Raw genomic sequence first — 24,256 nt, forward strand, 5'->3', positions numbered from 1 at the left:
TGGATTTACCTAAATTGGAGGCCTACTAAAACTAATAGTCTTTAAACAGGCCTCTCTTTCTATGGCTTTATGTGTTGCTAGATGATCGCGTTACATTGGTTTGTGCAGCACTTTTCAACCAGCCTCTGAGCCATAATGCGATAAAATACCAATTAACTGGGTTTTAATACCAATTGCTATCACCTCAGTAAATTTATAGTGAACACACCTGATAAATTATCACCCTAGATAAGTGTGTTTTGGTGACCTCACAAGTGCGTGGTTTGTGCCATTTGCCAACATAAAAAACCTCCGTCGTGAGCCCATGCATATTTGCTCACAGATACAGGTTAAATGAGTTACCGCTTTTACTAAATAAGGTATGCGATATGTATGCACAGATAAAAAATGATAAACGGCATAACCATCGACTCATCATAGAGCGTGCTACGCAGCAAAGAGGCAATGCCCAAGTAAAGGGCGTATTACAAAAAGCAGCGCATAAGTACGACAAGTACGCCAAAACATTATCGCGCCAAATCACCGGTGATGGTAAGGACCTGTGTATTAGAGAAGGAAAACTAAAATATAAGATATTTAATTATCAAGGCGCAAAAATACTGGAGATCACCGACCTAGTATCTAACAAGCTGACAAAAGGCGCTGGGGTGAAGTTGATGAAACACGTCATGGAAATAGGCAAGGCAGCTGGGTGTGATATCGTGCGTTTAATCGCAGAGTCCTCAGGATATGACGGCAGGCCAAAACAGGCTGAACTGCTCCAGTGGTATGCCAATCGTGGCTTGCACAATGTCAAACCCGGCGGAAAATTTGGCCGCTGGATGGTCGGGGAGATAGCCGACTGTCTCAAATTGATAGATGGCACGTTGGTACGTTTTAGTTAGCGCAGAGAGATCAGAGCGCAACGGGGTCAGGTCTTGCACTGTGCAACTGACGGTGGCGTAGTGAACCCCAAATGCTTTGGTGATGTCACTCATGGTATACTGCCCCCCAAATAGGTGGCTGCCATCGCCTGCTTTTTGTCATGCACTTGGTTTTGGGCATACCAAGTGAGTGGCTGGGTTTGCATGCGTTTTTGCTTTTTGGGTACTTTATTTCCGAAAACTACCTTACGTTCATAGCCTCTTGAAATAATATGATTTACAGCCCAGCTAACTCCATTCGTTATGGTCGTCTCATGTTTTGTCGCTAAAATAAAAAAGGTTAACTAATCATAGCTAACCTTTAGAAACGTTCACGATGCAAAAATTGGCTCTATCGGTATTATTATGAATGCCAAACCATTATTATTATTTAATAACTCCTACTACACCGGAGTGCCAATATTATGTGCAAGCTTAGTGCGTTCATCACTTCTGATATTCTTGACCCATCGTGACCAATTTTCATTCTTTTGATCAATCGCCACCTCCTCCGACAAGAAATGCTCTTTCCCTCTCTGTATTCTTACAGTCCAAAATAGATTCCCAACCTTACTAAGATCGTCCCCTTCCTCTGGCGCATGAGCCCTAACAATCCATTTAACACCCTCACCGTCATAAAACTCATACTTAAAGCCAATTTGAATGCGCTCTTCTGGAATCCAGGTATTCTTTGCTTCGTTCGGAATTATTGCCATCAAATCACTCAACTTAAGAGGCGAATTAAGTGACTCAAACCTTTCTGTATATGTTTTGGTAGACGTGCCGTAGGGCTTCCAGCGTTCACTTTGTTCCGAGATAAAACTAAGTTTTTCTAGATCACTCCATGCTGTCGATATGTCATCAGCACGCTGAATGGTCATTCCCGAGTCTACTAAGGAAATACATGGTCTCTTTTGATCACCAACATTCCATTTTCCTGCTGCAACCCGTTCGGGGTGATTGTCCATAAACCCAAAGTATTGTGTCCCGTCACTTCTCTTGCGTACCCGCGTATTTCCGCCGCCCCTGAATTCATGCTCTTTTGATCTAACTAACTGTGTATACATATCTCACCTTTTTAAATTGGCTTTAATTGATGTTATAGCCTCTCTTCAGTTGCCCATAACAACCCAAGTAAAAGCCAATGGCTTTTACTCAAACTATCTCATTATCATTCTTTGGTTCATTAATACCTTGTTCGGCTGTTACTACGTCATAGCATTGTCATTACTATAAATCGTCTATTTCATCTAAGGGTGATGGAATGTCGACAGAATCAGCCCTTACACAGACCCCAGTACTCCACCCACAACGTCTCAACCTCGCGGCCAAGTGCTGAAACCCTTGCGCTATACTCGCTGTTACATCCCGCGTGACGCCAGCGCTTGCAAAGCTCAGCCAACGTTTAACGTACTACGCAATACCCGCGAAATGGGTACCTCGCTCATAAGGCTGCTTGAGTTTGTTAAAGTGGTTGACCCAGGTTTTCCAAGCGAGTGTTAAGTTGTTCTCTGGTGTGGGGGTTATTCGATATCCAACGAAGTCAAATGCTGCATCTTTACATCTCCCTATATAGGTTTTATACGGGTGTTTAGTTTGCTTAACGGCCTGTAAGCTGGTGTTCATCAGTTTTACCACGGCACGCAATTGGTGGCGGGTTTTACATAAAATGATCCAATCGTCCATGTAGCGGTAGTAGCGCAGCCCGCGATGTTGGCAATAGTTGCTAAGGGCAGTGTCCAAGGCATGTAAATAGATGGCACCGAGTAAGGGTGCCAATGGGTTGCCTTCGTTCTCGCCAATGCTTGGCTCGTGCAGTGCACCATTCACGTTGTGCAAGGTGGCCAACATATTGGCGATCAAGCGCTGCACTTGCCCATCTCTATCCGCGTTATGAATGAGAGAGTTAATCTGTCTAAGCAAAATTTGGTGATCAATGGTGGCGTAATAGGCGTTCACATCAGAGCGACACACAAACCGATGGTCCCCGACATGGTGGCTCAGTGCGCCAACATATTTTTTGATGCCACCATTGCCCGCTAGGTGGGAGCAGTACGGTGAGCGTTTCGGCGATAAATAGGCGCTTAACACCAGCGATAGCGCCTTTAGTACCAACGCATCTTGTGCGTGCCACACGGCCATTTGTTCACCATCCAGATGACATACTTTGCAAGGCGAGAAGCGATACTCCCCGCGTAATAATTGCTGTTGTAGTAAGGGCTTTAAGGTCGTCCAATGAAACCGTACATCCCACACGCTGTTATTGTGATGGCTGTCTTTGCGCGCATGGCGTAGCCAATCATAAGCTTGCTGTAATATGTCATCACTGGCAATTTGCAGTAGCAAATGTTCATCGTTACGCGCAGAGTTATGCGCAGATCTAAGCCCACCTCCCATAGTCACTTACCCCTGAGCACCTAAACGCAGCGCCATCTCACCCCAGTCTGTCGCTTGCTGCTCCAGTTGTGGGTCGTCATTGACCGCCACCCCATTAACCTCTGTGGTGGGCTTAACCATCCCCAGTGCTTGCTGGGCAATGTGCCCCAGCTCATGAGGGAGGTGGCTTTCTTGTGTTGGCGCAAGGTAAATATGTTCCCCTTGAGCGTAGGCATGGGCGTGCACCAGCGCGGGTTTGGGTGAGTTATAGTGCACTTGCACATTGGCGAGGTTCACGCCGGTGAGTTTTTCCATGCCGCGTTTTAGCCGTGGTGGTAACCCTTGTGTATGTGGGCGAGTGAGTACCTTTGCAAAACGATGCGTTTTACGCTGCATTAAGGGGCTGACTGCTGTGCAGGGCAAGGCCCTTTGTACTGCGCATTTCGCTTGAGTTAACCACATAATTCATGTTCGCTTATTGTTAATAAAAAGCCGTTTGATGTGAATACTATAGGCAAGATCCTGTGCATGTAATTGGTATTTGTTGTGGAGGTGTTTGGTATATTTTGCTTTTTTATTATGCTGCGAATTGATATGGGCCCTGACCTACGTCAGGGAGAGGAAATTTAGGAATGGGAGAGGAATTGTGAATGGGGGAGTAAAGTGCTGGGTTAGTTTGTGTGGGCCCTGACCTGCGTCAGGGAGACGAAATTAGAGATGAGGTAGCTGGGAGACGGTAACAAAATTAGCAGAAGTTGCGTGAAATAAAAGACGAATAATGGTGACTTTAATTTGTATGGGCCCTGACCTGCGTCAGGGAGACAAAATTAGGATGGGGGATGAAGTTATATGAAGCGGCTGTTATCGGGTCAATATGAACACGAGTATGGGTGATGATGTCCATAATAAAGATAAAAAACTGCCTTACTCGGCTGGGTGAGCAAGGCGGTTTTAGGTGTTAAGTGAATAACACGTTGCTGGGCATTAACCCAGAGGGGGCTATTCGTACTCGGTTGCTGCAACGGCTTGGGTTGCTCGTTGCTCAGCCTCCACAGGTGAGTTGTACTCAGCCTCACCTTGTAGTTGCTCAGCGGTTGTGTTGATGGCATCGACAACCGCATTGGTGGCCACTTGCTCCGCTTGTTCCGGTGTGTTGGTAGCATAGCCAGTACTTTGCTCTGCTACTAACTTGTCGGTATATTCAACGGCATTCGTTGCTTGTTGCTCTTCTTGATCTACAGTGCGCTCTATTGGTTGGCTCATTACGGTATTTCCTTGTTGGTTGGTTAAAAATAACTAAATAAAAAAACCTATGCTAGGTTGGCTTCATCACTTTGGTGCTAAGGGCACGAAGGGCCCTTCCACCCAGACTTCATTGTGACTGAATAAATCAGTGAGCTGCTGCGCCCGTGAACATGCAAGCTCTGCAAAAGACGTCTCCCAAATATTTCGATGCGATTTTACTTTAATCACTTTATGTTGGTCGGCTAACCAGTCAATCGCTAAAAATACGCTCTTTTCTATCGGTTTTTGTCCATAATGCGCATCTTGACCTGATAGGAATACCAGCTGACGTTTGTCCTGTTGCGTGAGGTGCGACTCCCCAACACAGTACCTAATGCACGACCTAAACCACATGGGAAATGCCCGAACTGCCGCGATTGCTTCATCGGAAGGATTGTTGGCGTTTTCTAGTGGCTGCTTTATTACATCATGAACAAGGGTGGGGAGTTGTTTCACGCCGTGTTGCCAGCTATTTAACGCGTCTATTGCAAAACTGCGATATCCAGTGAGTGGGATATCAGATTGCGGTTGAGCAGGACTTGTTTCAGTGTTGGGTGTGTTTGTATTTGTTTCCCGAACAGTGTTTTTATGCTGACTTTTGGACTTTGCGCTGTGTGTGTGGGTATAAAATGACAGCAGTTGCGCACTAAATGCACGCCTTGCATTTACCAATGCTGGGCGATTAAGGCCATAGCTGTCAATGCTTAGTTCGCCACGGCTTAAGTGTATTTGGGTTTGGTGATCGAGTGTTGCAAACCAAGATGAAAAATCGCGCTCTTTGGCGGTATCACAAAGTATACCCGTGTAGGCTTGCATGGGGATCACATCCGGTTGTGACCAAATCAACTGCTCAACCTCTGGCGCGGTTAATTGACGGGTTGCCATTAAAAAAGCGGCTACTTTGTCATAGCTATATGCTTGACCGGTAAATGGGTTAAAGCGAATATAGTCACGTGGCTTGTCATGGTATGGGCTCACCAGTAAAGGATGCTCATTTTCGATGGCTACTTTAGGAAACCGAGGGCCAGTTACAGGGAAAAGCCCAACTTTGTGTTGTTCATTACACGCACTGCACACATAAAGTAAATTCTCTTGCTCGTAGGCCAGGGCATAGTAAGGTGAACATCGAGATTGGATAACTTGTTTATCAATTGCGGCGTTATCAAGGAGGTCTACCGGTCTAAAGTGGCCAATTTCACCGCACTGTGTGGCGGCTAATGGGCTCTCACAGAGCGCGCAGCATCCGTGTGATAATTGCGCAAAATGCGCTTTAATGGTGTTACTGGCAAATAGCGCAGGGTCAAACGCAGCATAATTGAACCCCAACTCGAGGTCATCTTGGCTATCAGGCTGTACCGCTTGACTGTCGTAGCTTTTTGGCCGCGTGAGCATTCGTTCGGTGATAAAAATTAAGTTATCGACCAAATCACGGGCATAGCCTTCTTTAATCAGTAGAGCACGATCTTTTGCTGTGAGAGTGTGATACTTTGGTGCGCTTTCTAAGCGCGACATGAGCGCGCGCATTTGTTTCACTGCGGCCTGCTTTTTGACGTCTTCATCGGCAGAGCATTCGACGCTTGAAAATTCAATGGCTATCATAGTTTAGCCCTGCGCTTGATGAGGTTGTGGGTCTTGGTTATGCGCCTCATGAGATGCTACTTTTTTTGCGACAGACGCTTCATAGTGTTTGCTCTGTGCTAATAATTGTTGCTGCATCTGTTTAATCGCGTCATCCATGGTTTGTTGCGCAGCCTGAGCAGCCTCTAATGCCGCGGTTTGTTGTGTCGTGAAAGAGGGCGTTAAAATATTGCCTGTCGACTCATTTTCTGGCTGCGGCGTTGTTTTACCTAGGGTATAAGTATCGTGCTCAGGCCCCCCTTGATTAAGTCCTAGTTGGCTGCTATGAACTGGTTCTTGCAGTTGTTCAAATTGTTGCAATTGCTGACGAGAATGCTCTATCAACGCAGTTGATTGTTGCAAAGAGCTATCAATTGTATGCTGTGCATTGGCCAGCATAGTATCTATCCCTGCAAGTAAGTCATTCAACCCTGCTGGCATCGCAGTATTGACTAATTGATCTAAATTATTTTGCACGGCGGTTGATGTGTTTTTTGCTGTGAGTTTATTATCAGTCGGGGTAGCCATTATGCAGCTCCTTTAGACGTGTTAGAGGCAGTGTTGGCTGGGGGAGTGGTTGGCTTTTTTGAGGGCCTATCACTGTCGATACTTAAGCACCCATCTGCGTCCACACTCATTACCACCGTGCGGTCAGTTAATTTAAGCACGTAATATTTCGCCAACCCAGCTTGCCCAACAAACTGTTCGCTGGCGAGTGTTTTGGCCAGCAGTTTTTGTAATGTCGTTATATATAGTTTGGCTTGCGCGACAAGCTCACTGGAGTCTGATAAGTCGATGTGCAACATCATGCAGAGTAACCCAGCAGATACACTGGCAAAACCAACGGCGTTATCAGCTTCTTGCCATTGCACAATGGCGCGATTTAAGGTGTTTTCGTCTAGTTCAAAGGTAACGGTTGGACAGTTTAAATGAGCAAGCGCCAATGGCATGAGTTGCGTAACCACGGTATCTATGGGAGGTGTTTTAGCTGTGCTGCGTTGCTGCCACATTAAGTGGATACAGTAGTAATGTGCAAATTCACAGAGGTTTTGCGCTTGGCTTAACGCCCAGTGGCAGGCATTTCGTATTTGAGTATTGGAGCTTGAAAAGGTTTTTTCACAATACGCTAACGTGCGTTGCAACGTGATCTGACCTTGAAAATCAGCGGCCCATACAATTGAGTTGTCATTCAAATTGTTACGTTTATAAAAAGCATTAACGGCACTAAAGTCGTGCCTATTGAGTAAATGGTACTTTTGTAACAATTGCCGGTGTTTTTCCATCGACAGGTTATTTTCATCGCGATTCATACCATATGACAAATCTCGGAGGTCATTGGTACTTAAATCTAACAGTTTTTTTATGTCTGCAACGAGCTCCGCATTGGGTAATAAAACGAGTGACGAATTGCGAATGCCCAGTGCAAGCTGCTCTACAAAGCTGTCGGCTGAATTAAAGCTGAAGTTCTCATCTTGATTACTAAGTAGCGTTTCAAACGCACTGTCACCGTCGGGGATCAACTGGATTAATGTTTGAACCTTATCGGGTAATTGATCTAATGCTTTGACTTCACTCTGGTTTATCATAATCGTCATAATTCACTCTCTGTTTTATTCTAACTATTTGATGAAGGCGTGTTGGCACCTGTTGGGAACTGATTCAACAATGAACCAGCATTGGTACCCACCGTTTTAAAGTTATCAGCCCCATCTTTTACCATGGTATTGGCGGCGGCAATAATTGGGTTATATTTGGCGACATCCCCAGTGGCTAACATTTGCGCCATGGCAACGCCCATTGCGGTGGTGGCCATAGTATTTATATTACGTAAATTATCGGTCGCGTCTTGTATTGCTATGGCCGAAGACTGTGACACAGCTTGAAAGGCTTTGCCAGCTCCAGACAGCTTTGCGGTTTCACCAGACAATGCATTGTGCTGAATAACCTCCAGTGCATTGACAACTTGTGGGTTAACTTGTGTGGTATTGGACATGGTTAGTTACCTTTTTATCTATATTCACTGAAGTGCGTTTTTACACACTCAATACCTGTTTTTATTTATCAACGATTTAGGCTAGCTTGTTGCGCTGTCACTTGAACTTGATTTTTTTGTACCGCCTTCACTTGTATTTGAAGGCAATGTGGCCTCGTGTTTTTTAAGCGCGGGCTCAATTTTTTGTACTGCGGTGATTGCATGCGTTAAATCGGCAATCGTCTGTTTTGCATCCGCTTTGAGCTTTTTTTCAGGCAGCGGTTTTGGTAATTCAATGTTTAGCATTTTTGCACAACTGGCAGTGGCAGCGGCGGATGCTGAAGTCTGTGCATTTTGCTGCGCTGTAATGGCGTTAAACATAGACATACCTAAGGTTTCTGTGCCCGTTATATCGAGCATGCCCATAGATTGCGCCGCGGCTCCGCCGGTGAGTAATGCATTCAGTTGTGTGATTGAATCTGTTATTTGGTCGTTGACTGTGCTCATCTTTATAGTCCTTACTGGTTTATTTCTTGAGATTGACGTTAACTTTTAGGTGCGACTGCTGCTTGTGCTGCACCCGCGCATACCATCAGTACACAGCACTGTGTTACCGCCGCGTTTTGAATTAACTGCGCATTTTTGTCATTACTCACGGCATTTTCCATTAATAAGGCGATGGAATTAGCCATTGCGATGGCTGCTATGTCTACGGAATAGAGTGACTCGGTCATTGTGTAGCCCCTTCAGAGTAAGTGTTTATCGCAGTTGGCTAAGGTATTAATGTGTTTAAAATGCAGCATTGCCGATTAAAGCTGGGCAATGCTGCGATACTCACTGATTAGCGAAATATCTTATGTGTTGCCGTGGCCGTTGCAGCTGTATCTACGCTAAAGAGTGTATTCACACCTTGAACCAGTGCAGCCTGTGCTGTAATGCCATTGTTCTGTTGCCCAGAAGTAGCGTTATGCGCAGCATTTGACAATGCCTGGCTTGTTGCAATCATAAAATTGCCAGTTGCAAGCGCCGGTGCATCACCGAGTACTTTTGTGTTTACTTGAGATACTGAATCGGTAATTTGACTGTTTACTGCTGTTGGAAATGCCATAGTATTATTCCTTTTTAAAGTTTTAAAATGTAACCATTATGATTACAGGGGTATTTACTGGGGACGAAAAACACCTTAGCTGAAATATTATGAGCCAAGAATTGCTTTTGTCGCCATGCCAGTAGATGCGGTATCAATGGAGTAAAGTAAGCTTACCCCCATTGTGGTGGCGGCTTGCGCCGTAATATTTGCTTGCTGCTGCGCTGTGGTGGCATTGTGGGCCGCGTTAGCAAGGGCTTGTGATGTCGCTTGAAATAAGTTACCCATCGCGACGGAAGGCGCGTCACCCAAAACTTGTACATTTGCTTGTGTTACTGAGTCGGTTATTTGACTGTTCACGGCTGTTGGAAATGCCATATTAATATCCTATAAGTTAAAATGATTGACCGAGTTATTAACCTAACCCTGCGACTTTATTGCTTGGAGTAAGAATATCTTTGGTTGCGACGCCAGTTGTTGCTGTATCAATTGAGTACAACGTAGTCACCCCCATTGTGGTCGCAGCCTGAGCCGTTACTGACGTTTGCTGTTGTGCCGACGTTGCATTATGTGCAGCGTTTGCCAGTGCTTGTGAAGTAGCTTGAAATAAGTTACCCATTGACATAGCGGGCGCATCACCGAGCACTTTTACATTGGCTTGGGTGACAGAGTCTGTAATTTGGTCGTTCACTGCTGTTGGAAATGCCATAATTAAACCTTTTTGTTTTATGTTAATAATCAAATGAATAAACGTGTTTCTCTTAAGCAATAAAAACCTATTCAGCTTGCCTAAGCACTGAACTCAGTATACGTATTGCACAGATTGGATGATTGGTAAGAACGCGTAAGCTAATTGGTAAAAACAGGGAATAAATAACGGGTCTAAAGTACACGCATTTTATTGCGTAGATGTAGAAGTTTAACCATAGAGCAATAGTTAGGGGCTGTTGATCTTTGCTGTTCTCTTTGAGCGCGCTTTTATCGCGGCGCTTAATATATGGCCAAGTAATCTAAGCGAATATTAAGCAGCAAAGAGAAAGGGCTGCTCAAAAGAACCGGTAGGCAGCGCTTGATTGGCTTTTCTACTATGTGCTCGGCTGACTCCCATGGAATAATCATGCTACGCAGCTTCTGCCTTGTATAAAACCCAATCAAGCTGCTGCAAAAATGAACCTGAAAGATCAACAGCTCCTAAACTTCTATATCTATTAAATACTTTATTTGGCTAATGCTTAGCCCTCTGGTCACGGTAAACTCCAGGGCTCACGCCCACCACTGCTTTAAACTTACGAACAAAAAAACTTAAATCAGAAAAGCCAACGTCATCGCATACCTCTGTAACTTGGCTGTATGGGTTCTCTTTGAACCGCGCCATAGCGGTTTTGATACGAATACGCAGCAGAGTTTGTTTAAATGATTGACCTACATAACGCTTAAATAAAAACGATAAGTGCGACGGACTGACACACGCACATTCTGCGACCTCGCTTAAGCTCAAGGGTTGTGTGTAGTGTGCTTCTAAGTAATCTAGTGCCCTTTTCAGTGCAGGGTGGGGTTTGTAATGTGCCGTTGCAGCTTCGGTGAGCTGAGGGGCTGTATTGATAGTTTGGAAATCCAGAGTTAATTCACTTTCTAGGTCAGTGTCAGGTTTTGGCAGCTGAGGCTGTAAAGATAGCTGGGTATCACGATTTAGTTCTGTATTTTTTGCAAAATTGGGTGCCATACAAGGAAATACATCGATGAGGGCTTGTGGTGTGATCTCGATGTTGTCGTTAATGAAAGTGAGCTTTTCTAAGCAACGTTTTAACTGCTTTACATTGTCGGGCCAGCTATAGTTATTAAGCAGCGCGATGGTAGACTTTTCTAATTTTAATTGCCCAATACGCAGATCGGTCTTTTGGTAATAACTTATGAGTGGCTCGACATCTCCTTTTCGTTGCGATAAAGAAGGCAACACTAAAGTGAGGCAGTAGTATTGTAGCCATATGAGTGAATCATCAACTTGGCCTGCGTCGGCTCTGGCACATTGGCTGGTTGATGTAATGAGCCTAACTGCATTATTGAGTGGGTTATCAAGTAACCAGTAATCTTTTATCTGTTCAAATTGTGTGCTACTTAGCGCATCAATATTCTTCAGGTAAAGGGTGCCATGACAGGCTTGGTTGAGTAATGAATCAAGTTCATTGCTGATATTCTCAGGTGCCCACAATTTACAACATGAAATCACCAGTTTGCCGTGTTGGTGTGGCGAATATTGGTGTATTTGTTGTACTGCAAGTGACTTACCAGTCCCTGAGTTTCCGGTAATATGGATGGGAATGGTTGAACAAGCTAGTTTCTCAATATCTTGTTTTAGTTTAAAAAGTGCATCACTTTTGCCAATCCACGGGGTTATGTTGGGTGTTACTTTCAACTGTACAGACATGATTTTTCCTTTCATTGAATGGAGGGTAAACATGCGCAGGCAAAAATTTTACTTATGAGGCTGCGCATACTATTTGCTTCAACGAAAAGATATTTTTTTATCGCTTTTTATATTGGCTCAGATCCGGCTCACTTGTGCTATTTGACCTTTTTACACAGAGTTTTTAGCAAATTGAGTATGGTGATTTTTTATGCTCTCCCAAATTAACGGATGTGAGAAACGATATTGATCGGACTCGCGTATGACTAATCCGCTGGCTAACATTTTTTGCGCCAAACACAGTGGTGCACGTATGTGTTGTTTCTGTGTAAATTGACTTAATTGGCTGGCATTAAAATGAAATCCTTGTAAAGCTGAGAATTGGAATAACTCTGCGAGCTCTGCTGGCATATCAGTTAATGTATTGTCTATAAATCGCTGTAATTCAGTGGGAGGGCACGTTTGAGAATGAGGAGACAAGAGTAATTGCTGTAAAAAAGCGGGGTTGCCAGCAGCGCGCTCTATCGCCATTTTTACTCTGGTCTGATATTTCGCAATAGATAATCCTCTTTTGGCGAGATAATGTTTAGCTAAGCGAGTTTGGGCGTCTAGGTTGAGTTGTTTTAACGGCATGGTGTGAGCAAGAGACAGCCACCCTGGGACTGAAGTAAATAGACCTTTTGGCTGGGCAGTAATAATAAATAAGATGGGCTGGGCGTACTCTTCTTCGGTAAATAAACGTAGGAATTGCACTTGTGTATAAGTTAAATGATGTACATCATCGAAGGTGACCAGTGCAATATGTTTGTGAGCAGCGTAACGTATTAAATCATTGGCAATCTGTTTATCTATTTTATTTATTTGCAGCGGTGTTTGTTTTTCTAGCGTGTTATGTTGATTTTGATTGAGTGAAATCGCCAGTAATTGCAAAGTCCTTATATAGCTCAAAGAAGAGCTTACCACTAAATTTACTTTTTCTTTTATCACTACCTCAGTGGCTGTATGGTCAATTTTTAATAGTTGTTTAATTAAATTAGCGATAGAAAATTTGAGTTTATGGGGAGGGCAATTATGGGGCTGGCCAAACGCTAAATCGTATTTTCCCGCAGCTTTAACACATTCAATAAAGTGGTGAAGTAAATGGGTTTTTCCAGAACCAGTTATACCATAAATGTAAATAGTTTTGGCGCGATGTTGGCTTTCAACATAATTTAGTAATGAGTGTAATTGATGAAGTTCCCATTCTCTACCTAAACAAGGTTCTACTGACTGGCTTATTAAGTGCGTGTACAGCCAAGCAGGTATAGGTGAATTAGGCAGTAATACATCAATACTGACTTGAAAAAAGCGCGCAAATATCGACAGTGTTCTATAGAGTATTTTTTCTCCAGCTTCGGCTCTTTTTATTGAAGAAACCGAAATTGGCAGTCTTTTATCTATACATTCTTGAGCCAACTGTTCTTGACTTAAAGCTTTTTTTTCTCAGTAACTGTAGTGCGTGCGCATTAATATTGATGCGCCCATTCGTGAACGTTTCCATTAGGTTACTCCTTATAACGCTGTAGTGTTTTTATTAAAATGGCGATAATTAGTCGCTCAATAGTGAAAGTTTTTTGGAATTATAAGTTTACTTTTTTGTTAATGTTTTTAATATTACAGTGTATTACGCAGAGTGCTTTACCTTATTTTATTGTCATTTTAATGACAGCATTGAAAAGCGTGCCGGAATATATTGTGGGTATGAATATCGCGATTGAGCAACTAGCAATGGTTCCGTTAGATAAGCTAATCTTAAGGCTTTTATGTTTAGTTAATTACTCAGCCAGTATCAATAGCAATGGTCGTATTGTTAAATAAAGTATGCTCGCGTGGAATACCTTATTGTTGTACTTTTTTAGAGTGTGCCATTAGTATGTACTAGTGTGTTAATGTGCTTAGTACAATATTTCCTATGTCTTCATGGGTGCCCATTTTGATAGCCTGATCTTTTTACATTTAACTTATATATTTCACTAATGGAGAACGTGATGTCTGGTGAAACTGACTTAAAAAAACTAATCGCAAGCATGGAACCGTCTTTAGACAATGAGTGCTATATATTTGCGACGTTAGAAAAATGGGATTATGCGCTTTTGGCTCAGCTCATGCCGGTGAGCACTTTTCAAGAAAAAGAGGGGTTAACGGTTGTTTTAACAAAAGATAAAGCAAACGAGTATGATATTGCATACTCGAGTGTTTTTAAATGTATTACTTTGGCGGTACATTCGAGTTTAGAGGCGGTTGGCTTAACAGCGGCTATAGCAACAAAGCTCACTGAAGTGCATGTTAGCGCGAACGTGATTGCGGCGTATTATCATGACCATGTATTTGTGGGTGAGCAACATGCAGACAAAGCGTTAGCGGCTTTACTGTCATTAGTGCAAGAAGGGAGATGATGTATTGCTATCTTTATTTTTATATATTTAACTATTTAAATGTGTGGTTTTTTGTAGTAGGTTAAATACTCAAAATAAATATAAGGATAATTCCAAATGAAAATAACACTTAATAAAAGAAACTTAAAATCTCTATCACAAAAGCCACTTGATACAGCTGCAACAAAAGATGTTGCTGGCGGATTTGGTATAACAGGGCCTTGTTCCGCAAGTCGATGTCAACCTAATAAATAAACGTTTTTATGTGAGAGTTGTATACTCTCACTTTCTATCGCTTCTCTTTCACAGGGAAATATCACTCCAACATATCTAATTAGATAAAAACGTTCTTTCTATATAATAAAGACTCATAATTTTAGTATCTTTTTAATACTACTGCTCAGATTGGGTGCTACTTGATTTATAAGAATCGAATGTTCAATATTTTCTCTGGTTAACCTTTCTTCATGTGCTTTGTAGGCTGAGATTATGAGATTTTTATAATCATGAAACTCAATAATGTATATTGTTTTAAAGTATGCTTTTATTCGCTTTAACAAAGCGATTAAACCTTGTTCAGAGTAGGCGTTAAAGTTAAAGGTGATTTGCCCTTTAGCCGCGAGTGTTTGACTAATTTTTTGCCAAAACTTGTCGTGTTGTAAGAAGTCACTTTTTTGGTCTGTATGGATGATATCTAATAAGATCACATCAAATTGCAAGCTTGTTTCGTCGATATACTGTTGAGCACAGCCAATGTGCAATGTCGATGGTGTAAATTCAAAGTGTGCTTGTGCACAATGGGCAACGGCTGCATTGTGTTCCACACTGACGAGCGTATCTAACGTAAAGGGCGTACTATTTGCTAAATGATTCAGTGCTCGTTCAATGGCAGCAGTGCCCAAACCAAGATTAAGAACTCTATAGCTAGGCTGAGGTGCCAATACAAACAATAACAAGGCCTGTCCGACAGGAGCAATAATATGTGATGGATTTGCTAGGCTCATAATGCCCTGTATTAAACCATCTGAAAACGTGAGCCATCGGTAGGAGTGATTTTCATACACAAACAGACTTAACTCTTGTGCATGGTGGCTGGCTTTTAGGTTTTCGTCTGTACTTTCTTGCTCTAAATCATACATTAATTTTTGCAATATAGGCTTAATCGGTGCGGGGATTATGAGCTATTAAACATGTTTTGTCATGCTGATGATGCGTGTTTATGAATGTGTTGATCACATGTTGTTGTAAACAAAATCCCCTATATTTCTATGACTTATGGTGCTTTCCCTCTGCATTTAATGCCTAAAAGTACGCTGAGTACGCCATTTACTTGAGTGTTTTATATAGTTTTTTACACTTTTGAATTTCATCTTACACACAGTTACAGAAACCTTAAAGATCCACACTCATATTTTAATTATTGTAATAACCTGTTTTATTTTTAGGGGTTCAAGATGAAGGTTGAGTCGGTTGTTAAGTCGTCTGTTTGTAGTTTGATAAATATTCACGAAAGTGAATTGCATGAGAATACTTTGCTATTTGGCCAATACGCGGAGTTAGATTCTATGGGGGTGGTTATGCTGTTAATGGAGTTTGAAGAAAAGCTCAATTTGAATACCAGTAATATAGAGTTATCAGCGGAGTTGTTTGAGTCATTTGGTTCATTAGTGACAGGTGTAAAATGTGCTATTGGTGAAAAAGTAAATTAATATGAAGCATTTTATTGCCAGTAACTTAATCACTTTTATTGTTTTTTTATTGAAGTTACTCAAGCGAGATACTCGAAAAAGCATTGTTTTTTGGTTAGCTGAAAAAATTATCATGGGATTTGAAAAAACCAAATGCAGAGCATTGAGTAACTTGCGTGTCGCATACCCATACAATACCGATGAAGAAAACCTGCGTATCGCGGTGAGGTCATATCAAAATATTGCTTTTGGTGTTGTAGAGTGCTTTTGGTTGCAAGAATTAGAACAGCAAATTGATATTGTATGTGATGCGCAAACACTGGATATATTATCTCGAGAAGGCGGGGTGAGTATCGCAACAATGCATACAAGTTGCTTCGAGCTTGTGCCATTTGCAATACAGCACTTAACTGGTAATGTCACGACACTCTCTAAAATTCCTAAATTTCTATCAAAAGCCAAATCCATTTATCACTCTGCCAATATTGATGTCATCGATAAGCACGACAGCAACCCAATTATTGCACTTTTGAAGGCATCACGTGATAACAGAGCAGTATGTTTGCACTCAGATCATTATGCACAAGAGACCCCGGTGTCATTTTTTGGTTGTAAAACTCAAGCACCAACAGGCGCTGCTTTAATTTCTTCATATGGAAAAATGCCAATACTGATGTGTTACACCGTACTCAAAGATAACAATCGATATGATGTGGTGATTGAACGTTTTGTTGATGGCTACGTTGATAATAATAAAGAAGAAATATCGCTTACCATGGGGAAACTATATCAACGCTTTGAAGAGGTTATATATAAACATCCCGAGCAATGGTATTGGTCATACAACCGGTTTAGGCCTTAGTACATGGGATCAGCAATGCACAATGTAAATGCTCTAATCAATGTGGCAACCGCCGCAGAAGATAAAAATGTGAGTGTGCGGTTATATCATTATTTGATGACGCAAAAATGGGTTGTCTTTATTGGAATATGCGCGCTGATATTGTTTAGTTTAGTGGATGCAGGGATGATTTATTTTATTAAACCGCTTATTGATGATGGTCTTAATCAATCAAACCCTAATACACTCATTCAAGGAGCCTACTTAACTGTTGCGATATTTGCTGTTCGTGGTGTCGCAAGTTTTGTGTCTAACTATTGTATTTCTTATGCTGGATCAAATGTGACGTATGCGATACGTCAGCAGGTGTTTGAAAGGGTACAGTGTTTTTCTATGAGTGTGTTTAATTCGTACTCAAAAGGCACGTTGATCTCTAAGATCACTTATGATGCTGAGCAACTATCACAAGCGTTTTTAACAGCCATTATTACAGTGATCAGAGAGGGTATTATTGTCATGGTCTTGTTAGCCATGATGCTATATGCGAGTTGGCAGCTTTCATTAATTTTCCTGATCATTGGACCGCTGATCGCACTTATTATAAATATTGTGAGTAAACGTTTTCGTAAAGTGAGCAAACAATTGCAAGATGGTATGGGCGGTTTGGCTAAAGTATCAGATCAAGCATTTAGTGCACATCAAGAAATATTAGTTTTCAATGCAACAGCGCGCGTTAATCAAGATTTTCTAAAAGTAAATAACCATACTCGCCAGCAAACAATGAAACTGGCGGCGGTATCCGCCATCAGTAACCCAGTGATCCAGCTGATAGGGGCCGGTGCAATTGCGGTAATCTTGGTCTTTGCAAGTATTGAGTCAATACTTGTTGAGCTGAGCGCAGGCACATTCACAATGATGCTGCTAGCGATGGGATCATTATTGAAACCCTTAAAGCAATTAACCGTCGTGAATCAAAAATTACAAAAAGGGTTCGTTGCGGCACGTAGCTTGTTTACATTACTCGATACACCGGTTGAGCATGATGATGGCAATTTACCTCTGCTCAAATGCAGTCATGAGGTCGCATTTCGACATCTTAACTTCAGCTATGGGAGTCATTCGAGTTTGCATGTTGAAGGGGTATCAGTTGTATTTGAAGCGGGTAAAGTATCCGCGGTGGTGGGTGGTTCTGGTTCAGGAAAAACAACAGTAGCAAATTTGATTTTACGTTTATACCAAGCTCCAGAAAAGTCCATTTTTATTGATGATGTAGCCATTGAGCGCTATTCGCTGCTTTCTCTACGACAAAGTATTGCTTATGTGTCGCAAAATGTCACTTTAATTGATGATACGGTGGAAAATAACCTGCTTTTTGGTTGTGATAAAGCCGTGACTCAACAAGCAATGCATGCTGCGATAGAGTCAGCGAATGTGCATGAGTTTTTGCACACGTTACCAAATGGTTTACAAAGTCAGATTGGTGAAAATGGATCACAGTTATCGGGTGGCCAACGACAACGGATAGCCATTGCGCGTGCGTTACTTAAACAATCAGAGATTTTAATTCTTGATGAAGCGACGTCTGCATTAGATAACCACTCAGAACATTTAGTACAGGTTGCACTTAAGCGCTTAATGGTTGGTAAAACCGTGATTGTGATTGCGCACCGGCTCTCCACAATTGTTGATGCAGATAAGATTTTTGTTATGGATAAAGGTCAAATTATTGCTCAAGGAACGCATCAGAATTTACTGCACGGCTCAGTGCATTATCAATCACTTTTCAATAAAAAATCAACGGTGTAAACCAGATATATGTTATTACATGAATTAATTGAAACACAGGCAAAGTTCAAGCCTGACGCGCCGGCTCTTGGGTGTAAAAATAGCTGGGTAAATTATCAAACTCTTTCGAATTCAGTTGATCACGTTGCTTGCTTTTTAGCTTCGATAATGGACTCTACACAAGAGAGAGTTGCTATTTATACAACCAAGTCAGTAAATTGTGTAAGTAGTATATTTGGGGTGAGTAAAGCGGGCGGTGTGGCCGTCGTGATCAACCCTATTTTGAAAAAACCGCAAGTTGAGCAAATTGTCGCAGATTGCGCTGCAACGGTGTTGATCACCAGCGTATCGCGTTATCAACAATTAGACTTAGTGCAGCTACCGAGTATTAAGCATGTTGTGTTGCTTGATGGGAGTATGGGAAGTACGGATGCTCAGGTGCATCACTGGCATGCAATTCAGTCTTTGGATATAACCGATTTAAGAGCTGATTTACCACAGATGATAGCAACAGACTTAGCGGCTATTTTTTATACATCGGGAAGTACAGGGCGAGCTAAGGGGGTGGTGTTAACACATCAAAATCTAGTTATTGGTGCTCAGAGCGTGGTGGCTTACCTTCCGACTAAAGCAAATGACAAACTGCTGGCTGTGCTCCCTCTGAGCTTTGACTATGGTTTTAGTCAGTTGACAATCGCGTTTTTGACGGGGGCGAGCTGTTATCTTCAAGATTACTTATTTGTTAAAGATATCGTAGATGCAGTCCGTGATCACCAGCTCACATCAATGGCGTTAGTGCCGCCACTTTGGGTGCAATTGGCAAAAGGAGACTGGCAAGCACAAGATCTAATGTCATTACGATATTTCTGTAATACTGGCGGGGCTATGCCGAGTGCCGTGCTAACTCAATTACGACAGCGTATTCCTCATGCATTACCTTATATGATGTTTGGTTTAACAGAAGCATTTCGCTCATGCTATTTACCGCCAGAGCATCTTGATGAGCGGCCAACTTCATTTGGTAAAGCCATTCCAAATGCGCGAATTCAAGTGATTAATGAACAAGGAAATGAATGTGTGCCGTTTGAACATGGAGAGTTAGTGCATAGTGGCGTTTTGGTAAGCCAAGGTTATTGGAATGATCCCGATAAAACGCAGGTACGTTTTAAACGAGCACCCGTGTGTTTGGCGCAGCGGATGCTGCCACAGTGGGCGGTTTGGTCTGGTGATATTGTCTATCAAGATCACGAGGGATTTTTCTATTTTGTGTCACGTAAAGATGACTTAATAAAGACCTCTGGGTATCGTGTTAGCCCTCAAGAAGTTGAAGAGGTCGTTTATACCTATGATCACGTTAGCGAAGTGGTGGTGATTGGTGTGCCCCATTCTGAGTTAGGTCAAGCGATTGTCGCCATCGTTAATAGTACGGTGCAAACCGCAAGTCACCTAAGTGCAATGATCCAACACTGTCGAGCACAGCTCCCCATTTATATGGTGCCAAAAAGATTTATATATACCGAGCAGTTACCAAAAAATAGCAATGGTAAATTTGATAGAAACCACTGGCATACACTGTATGGGCGTTTATTTCAGGAGCAATATTGAAAATGGCAGGGTTAAGTAGAGTGCATCATGTTGTTGAAAACAATCAGTTGCAGGTTGCGGGGCTGGCGATTGAAGACGCCATTAAGATAGCAGGTGGTACACCATGCTACATTTATGATGGACAGCAAGTTGTTAATAATATTAAGAATTTAAAGCGACGGTTGCCGAGTAAGGTGAAGCTTCATTATGCAATAAAGGCAAACCCTTTCCCTTCGTTAATTACTCGCATGGCGACAGTGATAGACGGTTTTGATGTTGCATCTCATCAGGAGATGTTACTGGCTTTAGCATCTGGGCTGAAAAGTCACGCAGTTAGTATTGCAGGACCTGGCAAAAGTGATACAGATCTGAGCGCTGCTATCTGCGCGGGTGTCACAATTAACGTCGAATCAAAATTTGAACTAACTCGCCTACATGCGTTAAGTGAGACGCTAAAAAAACGAGCAAAAGTCGCGTTGCGTATTAATCCTGCTTTTGAGTTAAAGCAATCAGGTATGAAAATGAGTGGTGGAGCAAAGCAGTTTGGTATTGATGAAGAACAAGTCTTGGGTGTATTGGACTATATTAACTCTGACTATATTGATTTTAAAGGGTTTCACATATTTTCAGGCTCTCAAAATTTAAGTGAAGCGGCGATCATAGAATGTCACAACCAAACGTTTGAACTGATAAGCCGGTTGTTAAATGATACGCCTTTTAAAGCATCACATATTAATATCGGGGGAGGCTTTGGGGTTGCTTATTTTGAGCATGAATCGCCTCTAAACTTAGAGCCTATCATCGATAATTTACAGGTGCTACTGACGACATATGCAGCGGTTTTAAAAGGGGTCGATATTCACCTTGAATTAGGTCGCTATTTAGTGGCAGATGCCGGTATATACTTAACGAGAGTTGTTGATAAGAAGGTCTCTAGAGGCACTACATTTTTAGTCGTTGATGGAGGGATGCATCATCATTTGGCAAACTCAGGGAATTTAGGACAAGTAATAAGAAAGAATTACCCTGTATGTGTTGCCAACCGTTACCAACATAACAACCAAGAACAAGTAGATATCGTTGGCCCTTTATGTACACCTTTAGATATTGTTGCAGCAAAAGTTCATTTACCAACTTGTCAACCTAATGATATTATTGCAGTTATGCAATCGGGTGCGTACGGTGCTTCAGCAAGCCCGCAAAGCTTCCTCAGTCAGCCAACATTACGAGAGGTGCTATTGTAACGTCAGTACCCCCAATGTTTAAAAAGGAATAATAAAGTGTCTATGCGTCGAGTATTGAGAGATAAAATTATACAAGTGTGTAATAAAAAAATAGCACAAAAAGGCGAGGAGGTTGGGGTGTCATTTTATGCTTTTTTCGCAAATAAAAATGATGATCCTGCGCTGTTAATGGAAGCGGCGACTTGGTGGATCCAAATACATGAATTGGATCATTTTGAGAAAGCGGTACGGATATTAGCATTAGTTGAAGCCGAATAGGAGGATACAAAAGGATTCTGTTGAGACGGGTTTCTCATTTTCGCGACATAAAATAGCGCCAAGTTAGGCGCTTACTTATGTATATCGGCTGATATTCATCGAGCCTTTTGAATTTCCTAAATTTTATTTTCACACATAAAAACAATGACTTGAATAGTTTTTTTATAATGATTTACAATTGTTTTTTACCTATTTGTTATTTCTTTGGATTTCTTCGGTTTGATTTTATTAGTGAACTTTCTGGCTAAGGAAGCCTCGCTTTTAATAATAATTAACTTAATTTGACGAAGGAAGTCTTATGAAAAACAAACTCGCCCTTTTAACATGTGCAGTATCTGCCGCTTTAGCATTTCAAGCCAGCGCGACCACAGACCGTGACTATGACAATCGATGGATTGATTTAAAGTACGATCCGTTGGTGCAATATCAGTGGAACCTGCTGAACGATGGCACGCGAGCAGGCACAGTTGCCGGAGTAGATTTAAATTTATGGCAAACTCATATTTGGGGGCACTTAGGCCAAGGCGTCAAAGTTGCTGTCATTGATACTGGTGTTGAGCTATCTCATCCTGATTTAGCTGACAACGTTATTATCGACCCAAATACCAATGAAAATGTGTCTGGTTCTCATGGCACTATGGTGGGTGGTATTATCGCTGCGGTTATGAATGATATTGGGGCACGGGGTGTTGCGCCAAGCTCAAAAGTCATTTCTTATGCCAATTTTGGTGGAGCTGTAGATAGCCATGCACAGTGGAAGCTAAGTCATGGTGACGACGGTGACATCAATGCACACACGATTGCGGATGAAATTCGTATATTTAATCAAAGCTATGGTGTGAGCCAAGCAATTAGTATTCCTTATGAATACTCTCAAACAATTTCAGCTGCATCGGGTGAACAGGTACTTTTAATTGATCAAGCTGATCGGATGCGTGTTTTAGAGCAAGTTTCTACCAGTCATATTCTAGACCCAAGAGAAGCCACATTTGTGAAGTCTGCAGGGAATGGCTATACGGGTACGCGTGTGCATGCTTTTGGCGATAATGGGCTTATTTTTAAGGGACATAGTATCCCAAGTAATAATAATTTTGGTTTGCCGTGGCATAATTCGAATGTAGACTTTGAACAAGCTAATTATTGGAATCTGACTGTCAGTGCGCTGAATGCGGATGGTAAATTATCTTCATACTCTTCTGTTGGGAGTAATGTATTTTTGACCGCACCAGGAGGGAATGACCAAGGGACACCGGGCCACGTTACGCCTACGTTGAGTTGTGAACTACTTAAGCTTCGCGGTGAATTAGATACCAATGTGTTTAACCGCATAGCGTGTGACAATGTGGAGGCGATTGATACTTTATACGCAATATCAGAAAAGTATAGAGCCAACTATGGTAAAGACTTTATGTTATTAGCGCATTTACAGGAAAATGATACACAGGTTTCAGCACAAGATAAGCAAGCGATTTCAGCGGCATTTGCGGCTAATGCGGGTCATTTAGACTACTTGATTCTATTGCAAAATCGTAATCCTACTATTTCTATTGTGGGTTATATGGCAAGCCGAGCTGAATATAGTTATAGCATGAATGGTACTTCTTCTGCGGCACCAAATACATCAGGCGCAATCGCGCTTTTGATTTCCGCAGCAGAACAACAAAACCATTCGCTATCTGCTCGTGATATCCGCCATTTATTGGCAAGAACAGCCACTAAAGTAGACCCTTATTACCAAGATATTTTAGTGGGTGATGTTGTGGGACTAGAAGGGTGGTCACAGAATAATGCCCAAGAGAAAGTCAGCTATTCACCATATTATGGTTTTGGTTTAATTGATGTTGATAAAGCCGCTGAACTTATTCGTCGTTATGCGATCACCGATTTACCCTCAGCGTTAATAATGACGCCATGGCATGGTCTTGAGACGGCAAAAAATATCGTTATTTCAGATGATGCACAAACGGTAACAGACACAGTAACAATTGCTGATGACTTATTTGTTGAAGCGGTTCAAGTTCGCTTAGATGTTGATCATACACGGATCTCAGACCTGAAGGTTGAACTGGAATCACCCAGTGGCACGCGTAGTATCTTAATGTCACCACATAATAATTTGGTTGGTCGCGCTATTTCTCAATCACAAGGCATCGATGTAGCAGAAGATGTGTTATATAAGGGATACAATGATCACTTGATGTTAAGTTATAAATTCTGGAATGAAAAGTCTAACGCAGTCAACGGAGAATGGAAACTGCACGTGACCGATGTAAGTAATACAGATCGTAACTTTAGTCTAAGACAAAGCAACGGTGAAACCGTGACAATTAATAATAAGAATAATGCTGTATCAGGCATATTAAAAGGGTGGTCACTGCGGGTTATTGGCCATAAAGAGAAGGTAACGAAGAAAAAATCCCTATAGTGATTATTGACTGAATAAATAACCTCAGGTTTGGATAAGGGTTTTGGAATAGAAAATGTTTTGAAAACAAATTTACGTACAATCCAATGATGATGTTTTGTTCAATATCAAGGCGCTTTTACGCAGTAATAGCGGGCTATTACAAATGAAAGCAACGCCGAGAGTGAGAAAAATAGCTTTATTGGGCAAATTTCGCTTATCCAGAGCTGAGGTTAAATAGATAAATAAGACGATTGCTACTATGGGTCATCATGAATTGGTGACCCATATTTTGTTACGATGCAGAGTGTGATTAAATCAAGCGATGAGATTTACCTTTGACTTTATACAGGAAGTTTGGCAATTAATAGCGTAGTTATGTGCCTTATTACTTTT

At 41.9% G+C, this 24,256-nt stretch carries 27 protein-coding genes; 11 read left to right on the top strand and 16 right to left on the bottom strand.

Features of this window, described 5'->3' with window-relative positions:
• The first annotated feature begins 368 nt into the window (after positions 1 to 368).
• Entirely contained in the window at positions 369 to 884 is a 516-nt protein-coding gene (locus tag J8M01_RS06325) for a hypothetical protein (RefSeq protein WP_211057402.1), read from the top strand.
• A 422-nt stretch (positions 885 to 1,306) separates the two neighbouring features.
• Here J8M01_RS06325 and J8M01_RS06330 read toward each other — a convergent pair whose 3' ends face one another.
• The 15 genes from J8M01_RS06330 to J8M01_RS06400 all read right to left on the bottom strand — a co-directional run bounded on the left by J8M01_RS06330 (position 1,307) and on the right by J8M01_RS06400 (position 13,097).
• Complete coding sequence (locus tag J8M01_RS06330) at positions 1,307 to 1,969, bottom strand: hypothetical protein (RefSeq protein WP_211057403.1); 663 nt, start codon at positions 1,967 to 1,969, stop codon at positions 1,307 to 1,309.
• 346 nt (positions 1,970 to 2,315) lie between these two features.
• The gene (locus J8M01_RS06335; RefSeq protein WP_211057404.1) at positions 2,316 to 3,299 is read right to left on the bottom strand and encodes a reverse transcriptase/maturase family protein; all 984 of its coding nucleotides are present in this window, start codon (positions 3,297 to 3,299) and stop codon (positions 2,316 to 2,318) included.
• A gap of 6 nt (positions 3,300 to 3,305) precedes the next feature.
• Positions 3,306 to 3,674, bottom strand: a complete 369-nt coding sequence (locus tag J8M01_RS06340; protein ID WP_247671027.1) for a DUF4157 domain-containing protein — start codon at positions 3,672 to 3,674, stop codon at positions 3,306 to 3,308.
• A gap of 603 nt (positions 3,675 to 4,277) precedes the next feature.
• Positions 4,278 to 4,541: a hypothetical protein gene (locus tag J8M01_RS06345; protein WP_211057406.1), complete on the bottom strand. Its 264-nt coding sequence runs from the start codon at positions 4,539 to 4,541 to the stop codon at positions 4,278 to 4,280.
• A gap of 66 nt (positions 4,542 to 4,607) precedes the next feature.
• Positions 4,608 to 6,161 carry a hypothetical protein gene (locus J8M01_RS06350; RefSeq protein WP_211057407.1) on the bottom strand — a complete coding sequence of 518 codons (1,554 nt, stop codon included), beginning with the start codon at positions 6,159 to 6,161 and terminating at the stop codon, positions 4,608 to 4,610.
• A 3-nt stretch (positions 6,162 to 6,164) separates the two neighbouring features.
• Positions 6,165 to 6,707: a hypothetical protein gene (locus J8M01_RS06355; RefSeq protein ID WP_211057408.1), complete on the bottom strand. Its 543-nt coding sequence runs from the start codon at positions 6,705 to 6,707 to the stop codon at positions 6,165 to 6,167.
• Entirely contained in the window at positions 6,707 to 7,774 is a 1,068-nt protein-coding gene (locus J8M01_RS06360) for a hypothetical protein (RefSeq protein ID WP_211057409.1), read from the bottom strand. The genes J8M01_RS06355 and J8M01_RS06360 overlap by 1 nt, the downstream gene beginning before the upstream one ends.
• Before the next feature lie 20 nt (positions 7,775 to 7,794).
• Positions 7,795 to 8,172, bottom strand: coding sequence for a hypothetical protein (locus J8M01_RS06365; RefSeq protein ID WP_211057410.1), 378 nt, complete (start codon positions 8,170 to 8,172; stop codon positions 7,795 to 7,797).
• A gap of 81 nt (positions 8,173 to 8,253) precedes the next feature.
• A complete protein-coding gene (locus tag J8M01_RS06370) occupies positions 8,254 to 8,658 on the bottom strand; it encodes a RebB family R body protein (protein ID WP_210995057.1) in 405 nt (134 codons plus the stop codon).
• 38 nt (positions 8,659 to 8,696) lie between these two features.
• The gene (locus tag J8M01_RS06375; protein ID WP_211057411.1) at positions 8,697 to 8,885 is read right to left on the bottom strand and encodes a RebB family R body protein; all 189 of its coding nucleotides are present in this window, start codon (positions 8,883 to 8,885) and stop codon (positions 8,697 to 8,699) included.
• A gap of 107 nt (positions 8,886 to 8,992) precedes the next feature.
• Positions 8,993 to 9,259 (bottom strand): RebB family R body protein, encoded by a 267-nt coding sequence (locus J8M01_RS06380; protein ID WP_010366139.1) that lies wholly within the window; start codon positions 9,257 to 9,259, stop codon positions 8,993 to 8,995.
• 87 nt (positions 9,260 to 9,346) lie between these two features.
• Positions 9,347 to 9,616 carry a RebB family R body protein gene (locus J8M01_RS06385; protein ID WP_010366137.1) on the bottom strand — a complete coding sequence of 90 codons (270 nt, stop codon included), beginning with the start codon at positions 9,614 to 9,616 and terminating at the stop codon, positions 9,347 to 9,349.
• A gap of 37 nt (positions 9,617 to 9,653) precedes the next feature.
• A complete protein-coding gene (locus J8M01_RS06390; protein WP_010366135.1) occupies positions 9,654 to 9,947 on the bottom strand; it encodes a RebB family R body protein in 294 nt (97 codons plus the stop codon).
• A gap of 516 nt (positions 9,948 to 10,463) precedes the next feature.
• Positions 10,464 to 11,663 carry an AraC family transcriptional regulator gene (locus tag J8M01_RS06395; RefSeq protein ID WP_211057412.1) on the bottom strand — a complete coding sequence of 400 codons (1,200 nt, stop codon included), beginning with the start codon at positions 11,661 to 11,663 and terminating at the stop codon, positions 10,464 to 10,466.
• 150 nt (positions 11,664 to 11,813) lie between these two features.
• The gene (locus tag J8M01_RS06400) at positions 11,814 to 13,097 is read right to left on the bottom strand and encodes an ATP-binding protein (protein ID WP_211057413.1); all 1,284 of its coding nucleotides are present in this window, start codon (positions 13,095 to 13,097) and stop codon (positions 11,814 to 11,816) included.
• Positions 13,098 to 13,343: 246 nt separating this feature from the next.
• Here J8M01_RS06400 and J8M01_RS06405 point away from each other — a divergent pair, with 246 nt between their 5' ends.
• From J8M01_RS06405 to J8M01_RS06415, 3 genes are all read left to right on the top strand, one after another.
• Positions 13,344 to 13,499: a hypothetical protein gene (locus J8M01_RS06405; RefSeq protein WP_211057414.1), complete on the top strand. Its 156-nt coding sequence runs from the start codon at positions 13,344 to 13,346 to the stop codon at positions 13,497 to 13,499.
• Positions 13,500 to 13,669: 170 nt separating this feature from the next.
• Positions 13,670 to 14,077 (top strand): ACT domain-containing protein, encoded by a 408-nt coding sequence (locus tag J8M01_RS06410; RefSeq protein ID WP_192509633.1) that lies wholly within the window; start codon positions 13,670 to 13,672, stop codon positions 14,075 to 14,077.
• Positions 14,078 to 14,173: 96 nt separating this feature from the next.
• The gene (locus J8M01_RS06415) at positions 14,174 to 14,311 is read left to right on the top strand and encodes a hypothetical protein (RefSeq protein ID WP_192509634.1); all 138 of its coding nucleotides are present in this window, start codon (positions 14,174 to 14,176) and stop codon (positions 14,309 to 14,311) included.
• Between the two features lie 113 nt (positions 14,312 to 14,424).
• Here the strand turns inward: J8M01_RS06415 and J8M01_RS06420 are convergent, their stop codons facing one another.
• Entirely contained in the window at positions 14,425 to 15,195 is a 771-nt protein-coding gene (locus J8M01_RS06420) for a hypothetical protein (RefSeq protein ID WP_211057415.1), read from the bottom strand.
• Between the two features lie 315 nt (positions 15,196 to 15,510).
• Here J8M01_RS06420 and J8M01_RS06425 point away from each other — a divergent pair, with 315 nt between their 5' ends.
• The 7 genes from J8M01_RS06425 (at position 15,511) to J8M01_RS06455 (ending at position 23,881) form a co-directional block, all read left to right on the top strand.
• Positions 15,511 to 15,765 carry a hypothetical protein gene (locus J8M01_RS06425; RefSeq protein ID WP_192509636.1) on the top strand — a complete coding sequence of 85 codons (255 nt, stop codon included), beginning with the start codon at positions 15,511 to 15,513 and terminating at the stop codon, positions 15,763 to 15,765.
• Position 15,766: 1 nt separating this feature from the next.
• The gene (locus tag J8M01_RS06430; RefSeq protein ID WP_192509637.1) at positions 15,767 to 16,606 is read left to right on the top strand and encodes a lysophospholipid acyltransferase family protein; all 840 of its coding nucleotides are present in this window, start codon (positions 15,767 to 15,769) and stop codon (positions 16,604 to 16,606) included.
• Positions 16,607 to 16,621: 15 nt separating this feature from the next.
• Positions 16,622 to 18,391, top strand: a complete 1,770-nt coding sequence (locus J8M01_RS06435; protein ID WP_211057416.1) for an ABC transporter transmembrane domain-containing protein — start codon at positions 16,622 to 16,624, stop codon at positions 18,389 to 18,391.
• A gap of 9 nt (positions 18,392 to 18,400) precedes the next feature.
• Positions 18,401 to 19,975, top strand: coding sequence for an acyl-CoA ligase (AMP-forming), exosortase A system-associated (locus J8M01_RS06440; RefSeq protein ID WP_211057417.1), 1,575 nt, complete (start codon positions 18,401 to 18,403; stop codon positions 19,973 to 19,975).
• 2 nt (positions 19,976 to 19,977) lie between these two features.
• Positions 19,978 to 21,198, top strand: coding sequence for a pyridoxal-dependent decarboxylase, exosortase A system-associated (locus tag J8M01_RS06445; protein ID WP_211057418.1), 1,221 nt, complete (start codon positions 19,978 to 19,980; stop codon positions 21,196 to 21,198).
• 42 nt (positions 21,199 to 21,240) lie between these two features.
• Complete coding sequence (locus tag J8M01_RS06450) at positions 21,241 to 21,456, top strand: DUF6500 family protein (protein WP_192510155.1); 216 nt, start codon at positions 21,241 to 21,243, stop codon at positions 21,454 to 21,456.
• 298 nt (positions 21,457 to 21,754) lie between these two features.
• The gene (locus tag J8M01_RS06455) at positions 21,755 to 23,881 is read left to right on the top strand and encodes a S8 family serine peptidase (RefSeq protein WP_211057419.1); all 2,127 of its coding nucleotides are present in this window, start codon (positions 21,755 to 21,757) and stop codon (positions 23,879 to 23,881) included.
• Positions 23,882 to 24,256: the final 375 nt, after the last annotated feature.

The organism is Pseudoalteromonas sp. MMG005, from assembly GCF_018101015.1.
Taxonomy (GTDB): Bacteria; Pseudomonadota; Gammaproteobacteria; order Enterobacterales; family Alteromonadaceae; genus Pseudoalteromonas; species Pseudoalteromonas aurantia.

Excerpts from the sequence above, each read along its gene's own strand:
- J8M01_RS06450 (WP_192510155.1), top strand. The coding sequence starts at position 21,241 with ATGCGTCGAGTATTGAGAGATAAAATTATACAAGTGTGTAATAAAAAA.
- J8M01_RS06360 (WP_211057409.1), bottom strand. The coding sequence starts at position 7,774 with ATGACGATTATGATAAACCAGAGTGAAGTCAAAGCATTAGATCAATTA.
- J8M01_RS06380 (WP_010366139.1), bottom strand. The coding sequence starts at position 9,259 with ATGGCATTTCCAACAGCAGTAAACAGTCAAATTACCGATTCAGTATCT.
- J8M01_RS06415 (WP_192509634.1), top strand. The coding sequence starts at position 14,174 with ATGAAAATAACACTTAATAAAAGAAACTTAAAATCTCTATCACAAAAG.
- J8M01_RS06420 (WP_211057415.1), bottom strand. The coding sequence starts at position 15,195 with ATGTATGATTTAGAGCAAGAAAGTACAGACGAAAACCTAAAAGCCAGC.
- J8M01_RS06330 (WP_211057403.1), bottom strand. The coding sequence starts at position 1,969 with ATGTATACACAGTTAGTTAGATCAAAAGAGCATGAATTCAGGGGCGGC.
- J8M01_RS06385 (WP_010366137.1), bottom strand. The coding sequence starts at position 9,616 with ATGGCATTTCCAACAGCCGTGAACAGTCAAATAACCGACTCAGTAACA.
- J8M01_RS06425 (WP_192509636.1), top strand. The coding sequence starts at position 15,511 with ATGAAGGTTGAGTCGGTTGTTAAGTCGTCTGTTTGTAGTTTGATAAAT.
- J8M01_RS06375 (WP_211057411.1), bottom strand. The coding sequence starts at position 8,885 with ATGACCGAGTCACTCTATTCCGTAGACATAGCAGCCATCGCAATGGCT.
- J8M01_RS06365 (WP_211057410.1), bottom strand. The coding sequence starts at position 8,172 with ATGTCCAATACCACACAAGTTAACCCACAAGTTGTCAATGCACTGGAG.
- J8M01_RS06430 (WP_192509637.1), top strand. The coding sequence starts at position 15,767 with ATGAAGCATTTTATTGCCAGTAACTTAATCACTTTTATTGTTTTTTTA.
- J8M01_RS06455 (WP_211057419.1), top strand. The coding sequence starts at position 21,755 with ATGAAAAACAAACTCGCCCTTTTAACATGTGCAGTATCTGCCGCTTTA.
- J8M01_RS06435 (WP_211057416.1), top strand. The coding sequence starts at position 16,622 with ATGCACAATGTAAATGCTCTAATCAATGTGGCAACCGCCGCAGAAGAT.
- J8M01_RS06340 (WP_247671027.1), bottom strand. The coding sequence starts at position 3,674 with ATGCAGCGTAAAACGCATCGTTTTGCAAAGGTACTCACTCGCCCACAT.
- J8M01_RS06370 (WP_210995057.1), bottom strand. The coding sequence starts at position 8,658 with ATGAGCACAGTCAACGACCAAATAACAGATTCAATCACACAACTGAAT.
- J8M01_RS06445 (WP_211057418.1), top strand. The coding sequence starts at position 19,978 with ATGGCAGGGTTAAGTAGAGTGCATCATGTTGTTGAAAACAATCAGTTG.
- J8M01_RS06325 (WP_211057402.1), top strand. The coding sequence starts at position 369 with ATGTATGCACAGATAAAAAATGATAAACGGCATAACCATCGACTCATC.
- J8M01_RS06350 (WP_211057407.1), bottom strand. The coding sequence starts at position 6,161 with ATGATAGCCATTGAATTTTCAAGCGTCGAATGCTCTGCCGATGAAGAC.
- J8M01_RS06345 (WP_211057406.1), bottom strand. The coding sequence starts at position 4,541 with ATGAGCCAACCAATAGAGCGCACTGTAGATCAAGAAGAGCAACAAGCA.
- J8M01_RS06390 (WP_010366135.1), bottom strand. The coding sequence starts at position 9,947 with ATGGCATTTCCAACAGCAGTGAACGACCAAATTACAGACTCTGTCACC.
- J8M01_RS06335 (WP_211057404.1), bottom strand. The coding sequence starts at position 3,299 with ATGGGAGGTGGGCTTAGATCTGCGCATAACTCTGCGCGTAACGATGAA.
- J8M01_RS06405 (WP_211057414.1), top strand. The coding sequence starts at position 13,344 with ATGACAGCATTGAAAAGCGTGCCGGAATATATTGTGGGTATGAATATC.
- J8M01_RS06410 (WP_192509633.1), top strand. The coding sequence starts at position 13,670 with ATGTCTGGTGAAACTGACTTAAAAAAACTAATCGCAAGCATGGAACCG.
- J8M01_RS06395 (WP_211057412.1), bottom strand. The coding sequence starts at position 11,663 with ATGTCTGTACAGTTGAAAGTAACACCCAACATAACCCCGTGGATTGGC.
- J8M01_RS06440 (WP_211057417.1), top strand. The coding sequence starts at position 18,401 with ATGTTATTACATGAATTAATTGAAACACAGGCAAAGTTCAAGCCTGAC.
- J8M01_RS06355 (WP_211057408.1), bottom strand. The coding sequence starts at position 6,707 with ATGGCTACCCCGACTGATAATAAACTCACAGCAAAAAACACATCAACC.